15 protein-coding genes are annotated in these 15,983 nt (G+C 57.3%); 10 read left to right on the forward strand and 5 right to left on the reverse strand.

The features are described from left to right. Positions 1-234 precede the first annotated feature (234 nt). The 5 genes from IPM39_07180 to IPM39_07200 all read right to left on the reverse strand — a co-directional run bounded on the left by IPM39_07180 (position 235) and on the right by IPM39_07200 (position 4,525). On the reverse strand, positions 235-1,530 hold the full coding sequence (locus IPM39_07180) for an acetyl-CoA hydrolase/transferase family protein (protein ID MBK8985852.1): 1,296 nt from the start codon (positions 1,528-1,530) through the stop codon (positions 235-237). Continuing rightward, positions 1,527-2,684, reverse strand: a complete 1,158-nt coding sequence (locus tag IPM39_07185; GenBank protein ID MBK8985853.1) for an alanine dehydrogenase — start codon at positions 2,682-2,684, stop codon at positions 1,527-1,529. Before IPM39_07185 ends, IPM39_07180 begins: the two co-directional genes overlap by 4 nt. A gap of 60 nt (positions 2,685-2,744) precedes the next feature. Beyond that, on the reverse strand, positions 2,745-3,212 hold the full coding sequence (locus IPM39_07190) for a CBS domain-containing protein (GenBank protein MBK8985854.1): 468 nt from the start codon (positions 3,210-3,212) through the stop codon (positions 2,745-2,747). Between the two features lie 124 nt (positions 3,213-3,336). Then, positions 3,337-3,792: a vitamin K epoxide reductase family protein gene (locus IPM39_07195; GenBank protein ID MBK8985855.1), complete on the reverse strand. Its 456-nt coding sequence runs from the start codon at positions 3,790-3,792 to the stop codon at positions 3,337-3,339. 7 nt (positions 3,793-3,799) lie between these two features. Then, a complete protein-coding gene (locus IPM39_07200; GenBank protein MBK8985856.1) occupies positions 3,800-4,525 on the reverse strand; it encodes a DsbA family protein in 726 nt (241 codons plus the stop codon). Positions 4,526-4,845: 320 nt separating this feature from the next. Here IPM39_07200 and ffh point away from each other — a divergent pair, with 320 nt between their 5' ends. From ffh to IPM39_07250, 10 genes are all read left to right on the forward strand, one after another. Next, entirely contained in the window at positions 4,846-6,180 is a 1,335-nt protein-coding gene (gene ffh, locus IPM39_07205; GenBank protein ID MBK8985857.1) for a signal recognition particle protein, read from the forward strand. Positions 6,181-6,304: 124 nt separating this feature from the next. After that, positions 6,305-6,766: a 30S ribosomal protein S16 gene (gene rpsP, locus IPM39_07210; GenBank protein MBK8985858.1), complete on the forward strand. Its 462-nt coding sequence runs from the start codon at positions 6,305-6,307 to the stop codon at positions 6,764-6,766. A 45-nt stretch (positions 6,767-6,811) separates the two neighbouring features. Beyond that, positions 6,812-7,054 (forward strand): KH domain-containing protein, encoded by a 243-nt coding sequence (locus IPM39_07215; GenBank protein MBK8985859.1) that lies wholly within the window; start codon positions 6,812-6,814, stop codon positions 7,052-7,054. Between the two features lie 114 nt (positions 7,055-7,168). After that, positions 7,169-7,642: a 16S rRNA processing protein RimM gene (gene rimM, locus IPM39_07220; GenBank protein MBK8985860.1), complete on the forward strand. Its 474-nt coding sequence runs from the start codon at positions 7,169-7,171 to the stop codon at positions 7,640-7,642. A 184-nt stretch (positions 7,643-7,826) separates the two neighbouring features. Next, a complete protein-coding gene (gene dprA / locus IPM39_07225) occupies positions 7,827-8,966 on the forward strand; it encodes a DNA-protecting protein DprA (GenBank protein ID MBK8985861.1) in 1,140 nt (379 codons plus the stop codon). Beyond that, on the forward strand, positions 8,963-10,054 hold the full coding sequence (locus tag IPM39_07230; GenBank protein ID MBK8985862.1) for a mannose-1-phosphate guanylyltransferase: 1,092 nt from the start codon (positions 8,963-8,965) through the stop codon (positions 10,052-10,054). Before dprA ends, IPM39_07230 begins: the two co-directional genes overlap by 4 nt. A 349-nt stretch (positions 10,055-10,403) precedes the next feature. After that, complete coding sequence (topA, locus tag IPM39_07235) at positions 10,404-12,554, forward strand: type I DNA topoisomerase (GenBank protein MBK8985863.1); 2,151 nt, start codon at positions 10,404-10,406, stop codon at positions 12,552-12,554. Positions 12,555-12,661: 107 nt separating this feature from the next. Further along, positions 12,662-14,173 carry a fused MFS/spermidine synthase gene (locus IPM39_07240; protein MBK8985864.1) on the forward strand — a complete coding sequence of 504 codons (1,512 nt, stop codon included), beginning with the start codon at positions 12,662-12,664 and terminating at the stop codon, positions 14,171-14,173. A gap of 54 nt (positions 14,174-14,227) precedes the next feature. Next, on the forward strand, positions 14,228-14,923 hold the full coding sequence (locus IPM39_07245; GenBank protein ID MBK8985865.1) for a TIGR01906 family membrane protein: 696 nt from the start codon (positions 14,228-14,230) through the stop codon (positions 14,921-14,923). Next, entirely contained in the window at positions 14,923-15,837 is a 915-nt protein-coding gene (locus tag IPM39_07250; protein MBK8985866.1) for a PHP domain-containing protein, read from the forward strand. Before IPM39_07245 ends, IPM39_07250 begins: the two co-directional genes overlap by 1 nt. Positions 15,838-15,983 lie beyond the last annotated feature (146 nt).

Below are 15,983 nucleotides of genomic sequence, written 5' to 3' on the forward strand. Positions count from 1 at the left end.
TGACTGTTTAATTGTCAGATTGCCGGTAAAAAGTGAGGGGCTGGTTTCGGTTCAGGCGTAATGCTGTGCCAAATCCGTGCCACAGCGCCAATGTAGAACATCGAATACACGGCCACCACAGCCGATTGGGCATGAAACCATTCATAACTTCATGATTGTATCCAACTGATTTCAGCGATGCACCCCAAATTGTGAGATTAGTGAAAGATGCCTAACGGCCGTTCCCTTCCATTGTTAGAGATAACCAAGTTTCTTGGCTTCAAAGGTCAACTCATCCCGAAAATCGGGGTGGGCAATGCCGATGAGCGCCTGCGCCCGCTGCCGGATAGACTTGCCATATAATGCCGCTATGCCAAACTCCGTCGCCACAAAATGCACGTCACTGCGTGTTGTCACCACGCCAGAGCCATGCTTCAACATCGGCACAATGCGGGTCAGCGCGCCCCCTTTGGCTGTGGACAGCAGCGCCACAATAGGCAGCCCACCCTTCGACCGCGCCGCGCCGCGAATGAAATCTACCTGCCCACCCGCGCCGCTGTACAGGCGCGGACCAATCGAATCGGCGCACACCTGCCCTGTCAGGTCCACTTCCAAAGCGGAATTGATGGCGACCATGTTGTTGTTTTGGGCGATGTTGAACGGGTCATTGACATAATCGGTCGGGTGTAGTTCGATCAGCGGATTGTTGTGGATGAAATCATACAGAACCTTCGTGCCAAACAGGAACCCGGCGATGATTTTGCCCGGATGGAATGTCTTGCGTGAGCAGGTGATCACCCCTCGTTCGACCATTTCGACCACGCCATCGGAGAACAATTCAGTGTGAATGCCCAGGTCTTTGTGATTGCCTAAATTTTGCAGCACAGCGTCCGGGATGCTGCCGATGCCCATTTGTAGGGTTGCGCCGTTGGGGATCATCTCGGCGATATGCGCACCCACCTGGAGGTGGTCTGCGGTTCCGCCACCCTGCGGCGCTTCGGGCAAAGGGTAATCCACCTCGACGATGTGGGTCAGGCGGCTGAGGTGGATGAAGCTGTCGCCCAGGGTGCGCGGCATTTGCTGGTTGACTTCAGCGATGATGATGCGCGCCGCTTCGGCCGCCGGTTTGGTTGTGCCCACTTCCACGCCGAAACTGCAAAAGCCATGCTCATCTGGCGGGGAGAGGGAGATGAGGGCCACATCTATGGGCAAGTAGCCATCGCGGAACAAGCCGGGAATTTCGCTTAAGAAGATAGGCGTAAAATCGGCGCGCCCTTCTTGCACCGCCTGCCGCACATTGTGACCGATGAACAGAGCGTTAACGCGAAAGCTGTCCTGGTAGGCCGGGTCACAGTAGGGGGCCGGGGCAAAGGTTAATATATGTGTCAGCTCTACGTCGTGTAGTTCTGGTGCGCGGGCGGTCAGGCCCTGGGTGAGTTCGACCGGTACGCCGGCGCCGCCGCCGACGTACAGCCGATCATTGGATTGAATAACACTGAGAGCTGTGGCGACGTCAGTGACTTTGCTGCGATATAGGGTTTCCCAGTTCATCGTAAAACTTCCTTAAATGCGGAGCCTCCTGGCGATAGATGGACCTGAACTTCACGGTCCAACGTGGATGCAATGTCCGGGTGGGTGAGTTTGCCATGATACAAAACGACGCCGCGCAGAAGGGATGCGCGTTTTTGCACAGCGCCCAGCAGCCCATTGTCGGCGATGGACAGCAGGTGGGGCAGGGCGGCGTTGGTGATGGCGTAGCTGGTGGTGCGGGCGACGGCCGATGTGATGTTCGGCACGCAGTGGTGGATAACCCCTTCAGCCATGTAGATGGGGTCGCGCAGGGTGGTGGGGCGGCTGGTTTCTACGCAGCCACCTTCATCAATGGAAAAATCAATGATGATGGAACCGGGCCGCATACTGCGGACCATTTCGCGGGAAATGAGAACGGGGGCGCGTTTGCCTGGTTCCAAAATGGCTCCTACCAGTACGTCGGCGAACTGCACGGCGCGTTTGAGGTTAAATTCGTTGGCGAGCATGGTGGTGACACGGCCGTTACTCCGTTCTTCAATTTGGCGCAGGCGCGGAATATCCCGTCCGACCACGGTGACGGCCGCGCCGACACCGCAAAATGCGTGAGCGGCGTTGCTGCCCACCACGCCAGCGCCCACAATGACCACAGCCGCTGCCGGTACACCGGGAAGCCCGCTTAACAACATGCCCAATCCTTGCTGCCCTGGCAGGCTTTGGCCGCTGCGCAGCAAATTTCCGGCGATGATTGGAGCCATGCGCCCGGCGACTTCGCTGGCCGGCAGCAGCACTGGGCGCACGCCGTCATCTTCTTCTAGCTCTTCATAGGAAATGGCGGTGATTTCATGCTCGGTCAGCGCGTTGAGCAGGTCCGGGGAGGCCACGCGCAGGTGCAGGAAAGAGCAGATGATCTGCCCTGACCGAAAGAGGCGGTGTTCGGCGGCTGTGGGACGGGCAATTTTGGCGACGACATCGGCACGGCCGTAGGCTTCGGCGGTGGAATAGACAATTTGCGCGCCAGCCTGGCGGTAATGCTCGTCGGTGAAACCGGCTCCATGACCGGCGTCGCGTTCTACGTAGACGGTGTGGCCGGCCTGGGTCAGCGCCAGCACGCCTGGCGGGGTTAACCCCACCCGCATTTCTAGATCACGTATTTCTTTTGGGACTCCAAATTCCATGGTGCGCTTCCTTTTGCAAAATGGGAAATAGAGCGTGACGGGTCACGCTAACGGTTGGGTTTAGGAACCATAACGGGCATATGGCTCTGGGGAATCCCCCTGGGCGCGCTGCCATTCATGCACCACCAGCCGGAAAATGTCTGATTCAGTGATGATGCCGACCAATGTTCCCTGGGCGTTGACTACCGGCAGGCTGCCGATGGTATGGGTTAGCAGCATTTGCGCCGCTTCGCCGATGGTGGCGTGTTCAGAAATGGTGAGGGGGTCGGGGGTCATTATTTCGGCGACACTGAGGCGGGCGAGCATGAAGTTGAGTTCCCAGATGTTGAGGGAGGTGGCCGGCGACGGCCGTGCGCCGCGCACATCGCCGTAGGTGACAATACCCAGCAGACGGCCGTTCTCATCCACCACCGGCAGCCGACGAATTTTGTGGCTGGTCATCAGGTCGTAGGCGTCGGGTAACGATGCCGTCGGCGAAATCGTGATCAAGTCGCGTGTCATCCACTCGTTGACCAGTTCCAGCTTCATGGGTTCCCTCCTGATTGTCTTTTGGAAGCGCTGCGGGTGTGTAAACGATTGAATCCCGTTAAGACCTGCCAGGTCTTAACGGGAAATCATATTTGTGAACCCTGAAAAGCCTCCGCCAGAACGGTTAATCGGCCGCCTTGCCGATGCTGCGCATATAGATGATAGATAGAATCAACTGCACGGTTATGATGGCCGCTGAAATCAGGCAATAACGGCAGACGGCATGAATGACAAATATCTCCAAAGCGGTGAGGTATGCGGTGAACACAAAAGCCAACCCGGTCAGCCCCACCATGATCTCTGGTGCATAATCTTGCAAAATGGACAGCCAATCTTTGAGCCAAATCACCATGAACATGGTGATGTAGCCCAACAGTCCGATAAGGGCCACCGGGATGGGGCCGATAGAGGCATAAGGCGCACCTGGGCCGCTAACCTGCCCGCAGTCATCGAAGCCGTTTGGTGCACAAACACTGAGCAGAACGCCATTGTGGTAAAGCAGCAAGAAATAAGCCACAAACATGCCGACAACCGCCAGCAGTTGAATCAAGCGTAGTTGCCAATCGTCCGGTTTTTGCATAGAAGCCTTAGGAGCCTAGCCGCGCGTTTAGAAGCTGCTGGAAGTTGGCGACGGGCAGGTTGCCAAGCACCATTTCGCCGTTGACAAAAAACGTGGGCGTGGAATTAATGCCACTGAGGCTGGCAGCCTGGATGTTGCTGGTGATGGTGGCCTGGTAACGGCCGTCATCAATGCAAGCCGCAAATGCTTCCACGTCTAATCCCAGCGTACTGGCGGCATCTAAGAACCCGTCCCGCGTATTAAAGCGAGACGTTCCCTGATTGGCGAACAATGCTTTGTGGAATGGTTCAAACTGCCCCTGCTCGTTAGCGCACAGCGCCGCCGACGAAGATGGCAGGGTCGGGTAACCCGTCTGCCCACCCAGAGCGTAGGGAACCGTAATCCAACGTACCTGCCCGGAATCCACGTATTGCGCCTTCAAAATATCGGCCGAATTCAGGTTGAAGTTGGCGCAGTGGCCGCAGCCATAATCTGAAACTTCAACAACAGTGATGGGCGCGTCGGCCGCGCCGTCTACGATACAATTGCCGGGATTGGCCGTGCAATAATCTTCCAAGACGAAGCTAGGCGTAGCGGTTGGCGCCGGGGTCGGTGGTCCGGAGCCTTGCAGCGACGCAAACAGTAAGCCAAATAAACCGACAACGCCCACACCGATGATGCCACCGATAAGCAGCCAGTTTGTCTTGCGTTCTTCGGCCTTGAGGTTTCGTCTTTTTACAGCTCTTTTTGCCATGCGTTAAACCTTCCTTTCAAAAAATTCAATTCACATCTCCCTCCGATTCTCTCATAAGAATGGGCTGCTGCCAAAATAGAGTGAAATATTTAACCGAACGCTAAAGGCGATTGTGTGTAACACCGCTACAAATCATAGGCCGCCAAACGTTGTTATACCCGGTTGTTTTTCGCAATTTGACGCCCGTCTTGGGCTGCGTTAGAATTGCCTGTCTTGCTTGGCATCATTAAGAGTATAATGCCTCCCGCATGTGGATGTGAGTACGGCTCAGATGATGGGCCGGCATTTCGCCTGCGGGAGCATCATTATCAGGTGAGCTTGTGTTTGAGTCCTTAGGTTCGCGCCTACAACTTGTTTTCGACAATTTACAGCGCCGCGGCAAACTGACGGAAGAAGACGTAGACGCCGCCATGCGCGAGGTCCGTCTGGCTTTGTTGGAAGCGGACGTGAACTTTAAGGTTGTTAAAAGCTTTGTGGCGCGGGTGCGCGAGCGCTCTGTGGGGCAAGAAGTGATGCGCAGCCTGACGCCAGGGCAGCAGGTTGTCAAGATTGTTCACGATGAGTTGGTAACAACTTTGGGTGAGCCGGGCCGCCTGAACCTGGGGATGCAGTCGCCGGCGGTGATTATGCTGGTGGGGCTGCAAGGCGCAGGTAAGACGACGATGGCGGCCAAACTGGCCTTGCACTTGCGCAAACAGGGCAGACGGCCGTTGCTTGTCGCCTGTGATGTTTATCGGCCGGCGGCCATTGACCAACTGCAAACTTTGGGCAAGCAGCTAGACATCCCCGTCTATGCTGAAGGCATACAGGCCGACCCGGTGAACATCGCCCGCAATGGGGTGAAGCAGGGGGCCAGCAGCGGCGTGACGGTGGTGATTATAGACACGGCCGGCCGTTTGAACATTGACGAGATGAAGATGGATGAGATACGGGCGATTAAAACGGCCGTTTCCCCCATTGAAACCCTGCTCGTCGCCGACGCCATGACCGGCCAGGAAGCGGTGCGCGTCGCCACCGACTTTAACAACGCCGTCAGCCTGACTGGCCTGATCATGACCAAAATTGACGGCGATGCGCGTGGTGGTGCTTCCATTTCCATGCGCGAAGTGACCAACGTGCCCATCAAATTCCTGGGGACCGGCGAAAAACTAAGCGCCATAGAGGTGTTCCACCCAGACCGTCTGTCCAATCGTATTCTGGGCATGGGCGATGTGATGACTCTCATCGAAAAAGCCCAGACGGAGATGGACCAGGACGAAGCGCAGCGGGCCGGCGAGCGGATGATGGAAGGCAAATTTGACCTGGAAGATTTTCTGGGGCAGATGCAGCAAATCAAACGTATGGGTCCTATCGCCCAGATCATGGAAATGATTCCGGGCATGAACAAGATGGCCAAAGACGTGGATATGTCCCAGGCTGAAGGGGATTTGAAACGTATCGAAGCCATGATCCGCTCCATGACTTTGGAAGAGCGGCGCAATCCCAAGATCATCAAGGCCAGCCGCAAGCGGCGCATTGCCGTTGGGTCTGGCACAACCGTTCAAGACGTGAACGTCCTCTTGAAGCAGTTTCAAGAGATGCAAACCATGATGAAGCAATTACGTACCAGCCGCGGGCGTAAAAGTTTGATGAATATGTTTGGCGGCCGTTTTTAGGGATAGTCAAATGGTCTGGTAGTTGAATCGTCTGGTAGTTGGTCACCGTCCTTGCTGGCTAACAGACTGGCAGACTAACAGATTAACAGACTAAATGACATAGAATGGAGAATAGAAATAAGAAATGCTGCGAATTCGCTTAAGTCGAACTGGTAAAAAAGGTCAGCCCAGCTACCGTGTGGTGGTGGCGGATATTAACTCGAAGCGTGACGGCCGTGTTGTAGAACGTATCGGCCATTACAATCCCCTGACAGACCCGGCTGAATACAAAATTCAGGAAGCCCGCGCCTTGCATTGGCTCAGCGTGGGGGCACAGCCCTCAGACGCCGTGCGCCTTTTGCTGGAAAAACAGGGCACGATGGGCCGCTTGCAGCGGTTTCATGGTGGGGAGTCGTTGGAAAAACTGGTCGCCGAATATGAAGGCGTCGCGCTGCCCGATGAACCGGTAGACGCAACGGCCGTCGCCGCCGCAACCGCGCTGTCGCTGTTGTCGCTGGGTTGTGGCTGCCGAAGAAGAGTAGCAGCGTGCCGTTTTCCGTTGGCATTTGCCAGAGCCAGTGGCCTACGGAATACGGAATACGGATAGTAGATATTTTTCTGGCACGGCCGTTAACGCCGCAAAGGCCCGGATATGAAAGAACTGGTTGAATATATCGTCAAATCGCTGGTGGACGAGCCGGACGCCGTACACGTTTCTGAGTACGCCGACCGTTCGGCCACCACGTTGGAATTATCCGTTGCTGCGCCCGACATGGGGCGCGTCATTGGCAAAAATGGGCGCGTTATCAATTCCATCCGCGCCCTGCTGCAAGTGTTAGCCGACAAAGAAGGCCAACAAGTTTCCCTGGAAGTCTTGGAAGCCGACGGCCGCTAACGGAGTGGAGTCTCTTTGACCAAGAAACAAACACCGCGTCAAGAGAAAAATCAGCAGCGAGGCTTGGCAGATGATGATTCTGCCGAGCCTCGTTTTTTGGTCATCGGCGAAGTGATGAAGCCGCATGGGGTGCGCGGCGAAGTTCGCGTCTTGCCGCATACCGATTTGCCGGAGCGCTTCACCTGGCTGGAAACGGTCTACCTGGGGCAAAATAACCCACGGCCGGTGGCGGTGGAAGCAGCGCGGCTGCATCAAAACCTCGTCCTGCTAAAGCTGGCCGGGTATGATGACCGTGACGCGGCCGATTCGCTGCGTGGCATGTGGCTGCAAGTGCCCGAATCTGAGGCGATTCCGCTGGAAGAGGGGGAATATTTCCTCTACCAACTGATTGGTCTGGCCGTTTTTAGCGACGAGGGCGAACACCTGGGTGAGTTAACCCAGGTGTTAGAAACCGGCGCTAACAATGTGTTTGTCGTCACCAAAGAGAAGCAGGAAATTTTGCTGCCAGACATCGAAGACGTGATTGTGGACATTGATTTTGACAACGGCCGTATCACCGCCCATCTGCTGCCGGGTTTGCTTGGCTAAGACCAGTTTCCAATAACCAGTGTTCAGTAATCAGTACGGACCGCCGCTTCTCGCCAACCACTGAACACCGAACACTGAACACTCCTTCTTGCACTCCCGACCCTGTTTTCCCGCGCCTCGTGCTGAGCGTCGGTTTTTCTTAATTTCAATTGCGCGAGCCTATTCTGCATGGTATGTTAGCCGCATGTCTGACAAAAAATATTGGCTTGGCTTCAACCTGGTCAAGGGCATTGGCTCGGCCAAGATGCAGGCGCTCCTGGACGCCTTCGACAGTCTGGAAGCCGCCTGGTTAGCCACCGAAGCCCAACTCAAAAAACTCGGCTTTGACCAACGGGCCATCAACAGCTTGCTGGAAACCCGCTCTTTGCTGGACCTGGACGCTGCCTGGCAGCAGGTAGAAAAAAACGGCATCCAGCTCTTAACCTGGGATGACCCAGCCTACCCTACCTATCTGCGTGAAATTCCGATGCCCCCGCCGGTGCTTTACCTGTGGGGCGAGATCAAGGAAGTAGATCGATTCGCGGTGGCGGTGGTGGGTACGCGGCGATTAACGGCTTACGGCCGTCAGGTCACCCGTGATCTTGTAACCGGACTGGTAAAAAATGGCGTCACCATTGTCAGCGGATTGGCGCGGGGGATTGACGCTGTGGCCCACAAAACAGCGCTGGAAATGAACGGCCGTACCCTGGCCGTCTTAGGTTCTGGTCTGGACCATATTTACCCCACCGAAAATCGCGCCCTGGCGCAGCAAATTGCCGCCGGCAGTGGAGCTGTCCTCAGCGAATATGGCCTGGGTGTGCAGCCCGAAGCCAAAAACTTTCCACCGCGCAACCGCGTCATCAGCGGCCTGTCGTTGGGTGTGGTGGTGGTGGAGGCCGGCGAGCAGAGCGGCGCGCTGATCACTACCAAGTTTGCCATCGAACAAGACCGCGAGGTATTTGCCGTGCCCGGCAACGTCAACAGCCCGGTCAGCCGCGGCCCCAACCGGCTCATCCAGCAGGGGGCCAAGTTGGTCACCTGCGTAGAAGACGTGTTGGAAGAGCTGAATTTGCAGATGGTGGTGGAGCATACGGCCGTGCAGCTTGCCCTGCCCGAAACGGCCGAAGAAGTCGCCCTCTACACCCACCTCACCGCCCAACCGGTCCACATAGATGACCTCAGCCGGGCTACCGGCCTTGCCAGCAGCGTCATCAGCAGCACCCTGACGCTGATGGAGCTGAAGGGCATGGTCCGCCAGGTTGGCGGCATGAATTATGTCCTGGGGCGGGAACCAGACCCTATCTACGAGGTAACACCCGATAAGGAAAAAAGTGATTTGCCATGAAAATCATCATTTTTGCCGGCGGCTCTGGCCGCCGCTTGTGGCCGCTCAGCCGCCAAAAATCACCCAAACAGTTCGAGCCTATCCTGGGCAGCCGTTCCACGCTGCAGCTCGGCGTCGAGCGTGTGTTGGATGTGTATGGCGCGGCCAACATTTTCATTTCCACCAATGAACGGTATGTGGATTTGGTGCGCCAGCAGCTTCCCCAACTGCCGCCGCAAAACATCATCGGCGAACCGGCGCGGCGCGACCTGGCCGCGGCCGTCGGTCTGGCCCTGACGCACCTGGCCCACCAGACGGATTCCCCTGACGAACCGGTGGCGATTTTGTGGGGCGACAATTACATGAGCCAGGTGGACACCTTTCGCAGTGTCCTGGCAGCGGCAGAAACATTGCTGCGGCAGCGCAAAGCGGCCATTTTGTTTGTCGGCGAGACGCCGCGTTTTGCCAACGAAAACCTGGGCTGGATTGGCCTGGGGGAGAGATTGGGCGAGGTGGGGGAACGGCCGTATTACCGGTTTGCCTCTCTCAGCTACCGCCCGCCGCTGGACCACTGCCAGCAAATGTTTGCGGAAAAAACCCATGTGTGGAATACTGGCTACTTCGTGACAACCATTGGTTTTGTCCAACAGCAGTACCAGCAGCAGCAGCCAAAAATATGGCAGCAACTTACGGAAATTGGTCAGCGCATCGGCCATGCCGATTACCTGGCTGTGCTGCGTCACGTGTATCCGCAGATTGAGTCGCTCAGTTTCGACGATGCGATTTTACAATATATTGCGCCCGAAGAAGCAGCCGTGCTGCATGGCAGCATGGGCTGGAGCGATCCAGGCACGCTGTATGCGCTAAAGGAAGCGCTGAATCCCGATCCAACGGCCAACGTCACCGAGGGACTGGTCCTGACCAAACAGGCCAGTGACTGTCTGGTCTACAATCAGCAGGCTGGCAAACTCGTGGCGGTGATAGGCGTGGAGGGTCTTGTCGTTGTTAACATGGACGACGCCTTGCTCGTCGTCCACAAAGACCAGATTCCACTAGTCAAAGCGTTGGTTGACGGACTGGACGGCACAGAACTGGAAAAGTACAGCTAATTGTATGAGTGAAGAACAGAGATTAGAAGGCTACTGCCTCAAATGTAAAGATAAACGGATTATTGACAATCCGAAACCAGAATGGGCGGCGAATGGTTCACCGGCCACTCGTGGAACCTGCCCGATATGCGGCGCTACGATTTATCGGCGTGGTCATACGCCGACCCATGACGTGCTGCCTAAGCCCGAAGTAACATCCACGCCCAAGAAAAAATCGGGCCGGAAGGCCAAAGCTAAAAAATCGGGCAAAGCTGCTAAAACAAAGACCACCCAATCGGCTAAAGCGCCAGCAGCTCCGGCGGCCAAGCCGTCCAAAAAGACGGACAAAGTGGCCGAGAAGCCGGGGACATTGTCTGGTAAATTGGTGATCGTGGAGTCCCCGGCCAAAGCCAAAACCATTGGTCGTTACCTGGGGCGCGGCTACACGGTGAAATCCAGTGTGGGCCACGTGCGCGATTTGCTCAAGTCGCGGCTGAGCGTGGACGTGGATAACGATTTTGCGCCGGAGTATCGTGTGACCAACGACAAGCGCAAAGTGGTGAAAGAGTTGACCGAAGCGGCCGCCAAAGCCAAAGAGATTTACCTGGCGACTGACCCGGACCGCGAAGGGGAAGCCATTGCCTGGCACGTTTTAGAATCGGCGGGTATGGACCCCAAACGTACGCGGCGCGTTGTGTTTCAGGAGATTACCAAACCGGCGGTGCAGGCGGCGTTTGGAAACTCGCGCGAAATTGACATGGACCGGGTGAATGCGCAGCAGGCGCGCCGTATTTTGGACCGGCTGGTGGGTTACAAGCTCAGCCCGCTGCTGTGGCGTAAGGTGCGCGGTCGGCTGTCGGCCGGCCGGGTGCAGTCGGTGGCGGTGCGGTTGGTGGTGGAGCGCGAGCGAGAGATTGAGCAGTTTACGCCGGTGGAGTATTGGACGTTGGCGGCGGAATTGAGCCAGCAAAAGGTTGGCAAGGGTGGGGAACGGCCGTTTTTTCTGGCTAAACTCTTCAAATACAAAGGGGATGACCCGGTCCTCAACAGCGAAGCGGATGTGCTGCCCCATCTGAATGCCCTGGAAACAGCCCATTGGCAGGTGGGCGATGTGCGGCTGGGCACGCGCACGCGCCGTCCGGCGGCCCCCTTTACTACCAGCACCATGCAGCAGGAAGCGTCGCGCAAGCTGGGCTTTGGAACCACCAAAACCATGCGCGTGGCGCAGCAGTTGTACGAAGGCGTAGACCTGGGCGACGCTGACGGCGCGGTGGGCCTGATCACCTACATGCGTACCGACAGCGTGACTGTCTCGACGGAAGCGCAGAAAGAAGCACAGGCGTACATTTTGCAGCATTATGGACGCGATTATGCCCCGGACAGCCCGCCCATCTATAAAACGCGCTCCAAAATGGCGCAAGAAGCGCATGAAGCGGTGCGCCCCACGTCGGTGATGCGCGCCCCCAAAGCGGTGAAACCTTCCCTCTCGCGGGACCAATACCGGCTGTATCAGTTGGTGTGGGACCGTTTTGTCGCCAGCCAGATGTCGCCGGCCGTTTATGACACTGTTTCGGCTGACGTGTGGGCGGGTGAGGCGAAGCTGGCGGCGGAGCAACGGCCGTATCTCTTCCGCGCCACCGGTTCATCGCTGCGTTTCCCTGGCTTTCTGGCCCTCTACGAAGAAACCGAGCCGCAAGACCGCCCCAGCGAAAACGGCGAGGCGCGTGTCCCGGCCGATTTGCAGACCGGCGAACTGTTGGATTTGCTGCGGCTGCGGCCAGAACAGCATTTTACCCAGGCGCCGCCCCGCTTCACCGAGGCGACCCTGGTGCGCGAGTTGGAGGAAAATGGGATCGGCCGACCCAGCACCTATGCCTCTATCATTTCCACCGTGCAGGCGCGGGGGTATGTGGAGATTGTGGACAAGCGGTTGCAGCCTACCGAGACGGGGCAGATCGTCACCGATATTTTGGTGGAATATTTCCCCAATATCCTGTCGGTGGATTTTACGGCGCGGCTGGAAGATGAGCTGGACGAAATTGCCGAGGGTAAGCCGTGGGTTCCGGTGATTGCCGGTTTTTACGGCCGTTTTGAAGACAACCTGGCGAAAGCAGATGCTGCTATCCCCAAAATTGAACTGAAAAAAGAGCTGGACCTGGTAGGGCGAGATTGCCCTACCTGCGGCCGACCGTTGGTGTACCGCGAAGGGCGCTTTGGTCGGTTTGTGGGGTGCAGCAATTTCCCAAGCTGCCGCTTTACCGAGCAAATCCTGACTAAGCTGGACATTCCCTGCCCGCGCTGCGGCGGCGACCTGATTGAGAAACGGACACGCAAGGGCAAAGTGTTTTTTGGCTGCGCCAGTTATCCGGCGTGTGAGTGGACGAGTTGGAAACGGCCGTTAAAACAACCGTGCCGTGTCTGTGGCGGTCTTCTGGTTCAGGTGAACAACGAGACGGCTGAATGTACCCAATGCGCCACACAGCAGCCCATCATCCGGCAGGAACCGGTGGCGGCGGATTGAGGACGGCCGTTAAGCGCCTGTTCTAAAACGAGAGGTTTGCAATTACCCATCCGCAACCCGCCATCCGCAATCCAAAATACCTGTATCTGACGGTTTTTGTCGCCGGTATGTCTACCCTGGCGCTGGAATTCACCACCAGTCGCATGTTGCAGACCGTGTATGGCACGTCTAACCTGGTGTGGGCCAACGTCATTGGATTGGTGCTGCTGTTTCTGACGTTGGGTTACTTCATCGGAGGGTGGTGGGCGGATAAACGGCCGTACCTCACCACCTTTTACGCCCTGGTCAGCGCCGCCGGGTTGGCTGGCGTCTTCTTCTTGCTGCTCACCAGCGTCATCCTCAAAACGGCCGCCGCAGCCATGGCGGCCATCAACGTCAGCGCGTTGGTCAGCTCGTTGGTCGGCGTGATTCTGGCTCTGGCTGTGCCCATCACGCTGCTGGGCTGCATTTCCCCCTTTGCCATCCGGTTGGCGGTGCAAGACGTGGGTCAGGCGGGGCGCGTCAGCGGCCGCATTTACGCCATCTCCACCTGGGGCAGTTTGTTGGGAACCTACCTGCCGGTGCTGGTGACCATTCCGTTGGTCGGGTCGCGGGTGACGGCCGTTCTCTTCGGTTCACTCCTCTTCATGGTTGGATTGATCGGCTTGTGGCAGACCAGTCGGCAAAAAGGCATGATGGGCGTGGCCGCCGGGCTGCTGCTGCTGCCGGTGGTGCTGCTCTGGACATCCGGCGGCATTAAGGCTTACGAAGGCCAGCTTTTCGAGACTGAATCGGCCTATAATTACGTCCAGGTGGTGCGCCAGGGCGACTGCAATTACCTGCTGCTGAACGAAGGACAGGCGTATCACTCTTTCTACTGCGACGATGGCTACGTGCCCAATGTTTCGGTGTGGAGCATCATGCTGGCCGCGCCATATTTCAACGCCGGGCCGGTAACGGTAGACAACGCGGCGATTATTGGGCTGGCGGCGGGGACCATCCCCAAGCAGATGACGCGCGTTTTTGGCGCTGTTCCGCTGGATGGCATCGAGATTGACCCGGTCATTGTGCAGGCCGGGCGCGATTATTTTGCCATGACCGAGCCAAACCTGAACGTGATTGTGGGTGACGGCCGTTACCAACTCAACCAACTTCCCACCACCTACGATCTGATCACCATAGACGCCTACAAAGTGCCCTACATCCCCTGGCATCTTACCACCCGCGAATTTTTCCAGGAGGTGCGGGCGCATCTCAGCGCGACGGGCGTGGTGGCGGTCAACGTCGGCCGCGCGCCGCAAGACCGCTCTCTGGTAGATGCCATGTCGGCTACGCTGTTGGCCGTCTTCCCCACCGTCCACGCCATAGACGTGCCCGGCGCGCTGAATACCATCCTGGTGGCGACCATGCAGCCCACGTCGCCAGAAAATTTGGCGGCGAATCTGGCTGGTCTGGATGCGGCTGTAGACCCCTTGCTGCGGGCGGCGCTGGAAACGGCCGTCGCCCATCCCGCCCCCATCACCGCCTCAGACGTTCTCTTCACCGACGAACGCGCGCCGGTGGAAACCATCGTAGATACTCTGGTGCTGCGTTATCTGCTGCAAGAAGGGCCGGCCGGCCTGCCTGGCCTGGGGGAGTGAGGAGAGATGGGGAGACTTGGTCAGGAACTATACAAAACTGCAAGACAAAAGAGTATGAACAACTTTCTTACTAACATCATTCGTTGGTTGGTGGTCATTGCCACGCCTTTTTTATTGACGGTGCTGACTGTGCGGCTGCTGATTGCCTGGAACAGCCCCAGCTACCCGGCCTGGGAATACGGCCGTATCGAACCCGACCGCTATGGTTTTTCCCCCGCCGAACGGCTGGAACTGGCTGAAGCGACGCTGGATTATTTGCAGCGGCCAGAACCGGCCCCAGACGTGATTTATTTGCTGGAGGATTTGCGCATCCCCGGCACAGACCAGCCGCTCTACAACCCGGCGGAAATCGGCCATATGCTGGATGTAAAAATAGTGGCCGACGCTTTTAAGACCGCTTTGTGGGCCCTGCTGATGGTGGTGGTGGGTGGGCTGATACTCTTGTTTGCCCGGCCAGAAACGCGCTGCCAGGGGGCGAGGGCGTTGTTCCAGGGAGGGGTTTTTACGGGCACGGCCGTTCTTGTCGTCCTGGTCTTCATCGGCATTGCCTGGAACTTTTTCTTCACCCTTTTCCACGACGTCTTCTTCGACCCCGGAACCTGGACCTTCCTGTACACCGATTCGCTCATCCGCCTCTTCCCGGAGCAGTTCTGGTTTGATTTTGCCCTGTTGTGGACCGGCAGCATCTTGTTGTCCGGCGCAGTTCTGGCGGCGCTGGGGTATTGGTTGATGAAAAGGTTGGCATCCTGATGGCTTTAGATTTCAGCGCCGATTTGCACAACCATACCACTGCGTCAGACGGCGCCTATTCACCCACCGAACTGGTGCAAAAGGCCGCCAACCTCGGCTTGCAGGCTGTTGGCGTTACCGACCACGACACGTTGGACGGCCTGGACGAGGCGCTGAACGCCGGGGACGCATTGGACATTTGGGTTGTGCCGGGGGTGGAGGTGTCGCTGCGATTTAGACGGCCGTATTTCACCGGCACGCTCCATTATCTGCTCTACATCCCCTACGCCCTGCTGCCCGACCCCGCTTTTCGCCAGATGGCCGCCGCCATTTTCAGCCAGGGGCGTGGCGGCGAGTTGGTCCGGGGGCGGGTGGCGGCCATCAACGCCGCCTTTGGTCCACAGGGCGAAACGCCGCTGCTGCGCCGCGACCTGACGGCTGCCGAAATTGAGGCGTTGGCGCCCAATATCACCCGCCGCCATTTTGCCCTGGCCTTACAAGCAAATCATGGCCTGGACCATGAGCAGGTCAATCAACTGATTGGCAACGACAGCCGCGCTTATGTGCCATCGGGCATTGAACCGGCGCAGTTGACGCCGCTGCTGCGCCGCTATCCACAGCTGGTACGCGTTTTTGCCCACCCGGCCGCCGGCTCTTTCCCCGGCGAAAGTTTGTACAACGAGGTGCTGCCGCCGCTGGACATTGTGGAAAAGCTGCTGCCAGAATTTTTGGATGAGGCTGTCTTGGGATTGGATGGTCTGGAAGTGCAGTACCCCGGCCATATTCCGGCGCATCGGGCGCTGCTGGCGCAGTGGGCGCAGCGCTATGACCTGCTGATGACCGGTGGCTCGGACTGCCATGATGGGGTGGAACGGCCGTTGGGTGTGGCCGGGGTAACGGCCGCTGCATTTACAGCATTGTTCAACCGCCTCTAGCCCCAACAGCTTTTTGCCTTAGTAATCATCTAAAAATTACATGGTCCAGATTGGTCCAACCTCCAAGATTGGTCCAATCTAAAAAACAAGAAGTTATTCTTAGACGATTACTTAGTTCATTTTGATTGTAAGCAGCCCACGTTAAA

This window comes from Candidatus Leptovillus gracilis (assembly GCA_016716065.1).
In the GTDB taxonomy this organism is placed as follows: domain Bacteria; phylum Chloroflexota; class Anaerolineae; order Promineifilales; family Promineifilaceae; genus Leptovillus; species Leptovillus gracilis.

Coding starts and splice junctions, on each gene's coding strand:
- IPM39_07180 (MBK8985852.1), bottom strand. CDS start 1,530: ATGAACTGGGAAACCCTATATCGCAGCAAAGTCACTGACGTCGCCACA.
- IPM39_07185 (MBK8985853.1), bottom strand. CDS start 2,684: ATGGAATTTGGAGTCCCAAAAGAAATACGTGATCTAGAAATGCGGGTG.
- IPM39_07190 (MBK8985854.1), bottom strand. CDS start 3,212: ATGAAGCTGGAACTGGTCAACGAGTGGATGACACGCGACTTGATCACG.
- IPM39_07195 (MBK8985855.1), bottom strand. CDS start 3,792: ATGCAAAAACCGGACGATTGGCAACTACGCTTGATTCAACTGCTGGCG.
- IPM39_07200 (MBK8985856.1), bottom strand. CDS start 4,525: ATGGCAAAAAGAGCTGTAAAAAGACGAAACCTCAAGGCCGAAGAACGC.
- rpsP (MBK8985858.1), top strand. CDS start 6,305: ATGCTGCGAATTCGCTTAAGTCGAACTGGTAAAAAAGGTCAGCCCAGC.
- IPM39_07215 (MBK8985859.1), top strand. CDS start 6,812: ATGAAAGAACTGGTTGAATATATCGTCAAATCGCTGGTGGACGAGCCG.
- rimM (MBK8985860.1), top strand. CDS start 7,169: ATGAAGCCGCATGGGGTGCGCGGCGAAGTTCGCGTCTTGCCGCATACC.
- dprA (MBK8985861.1), top strand. CDS start 7,827: ATGTCTGACAAAAAATATTGGCTTGGCTTCAACCTGGTCAAGGGCATT.
- IPM39_07230 (MBK8985862.1), top strand. CDS start 8,963: ATGAAAATCATCATTTTTGCCGGCGGCTCTGGCCGCCGCTTGTGGCCG.
- IPM39_07240 (MBK8985864.1), top strand. CDS start 12,662: ATGTCTACCCTGGCGCTGGAATTCACCACCAGTCGCATGTTGCAGACC.
- IPM39_07245 (MBK8985865.1), top strand. CDS start 14,228: ATGAACAACTTTCTTACTAACATCATTCGTTGGTTGGTGGTCATTGCC.
- IPM39_07250 (MBK8985866.1), top strand. CDS start 14,923: ATGGCTTTAGATTTCAGCGCCGATTTGCACAACCATACCACTGCGTCA.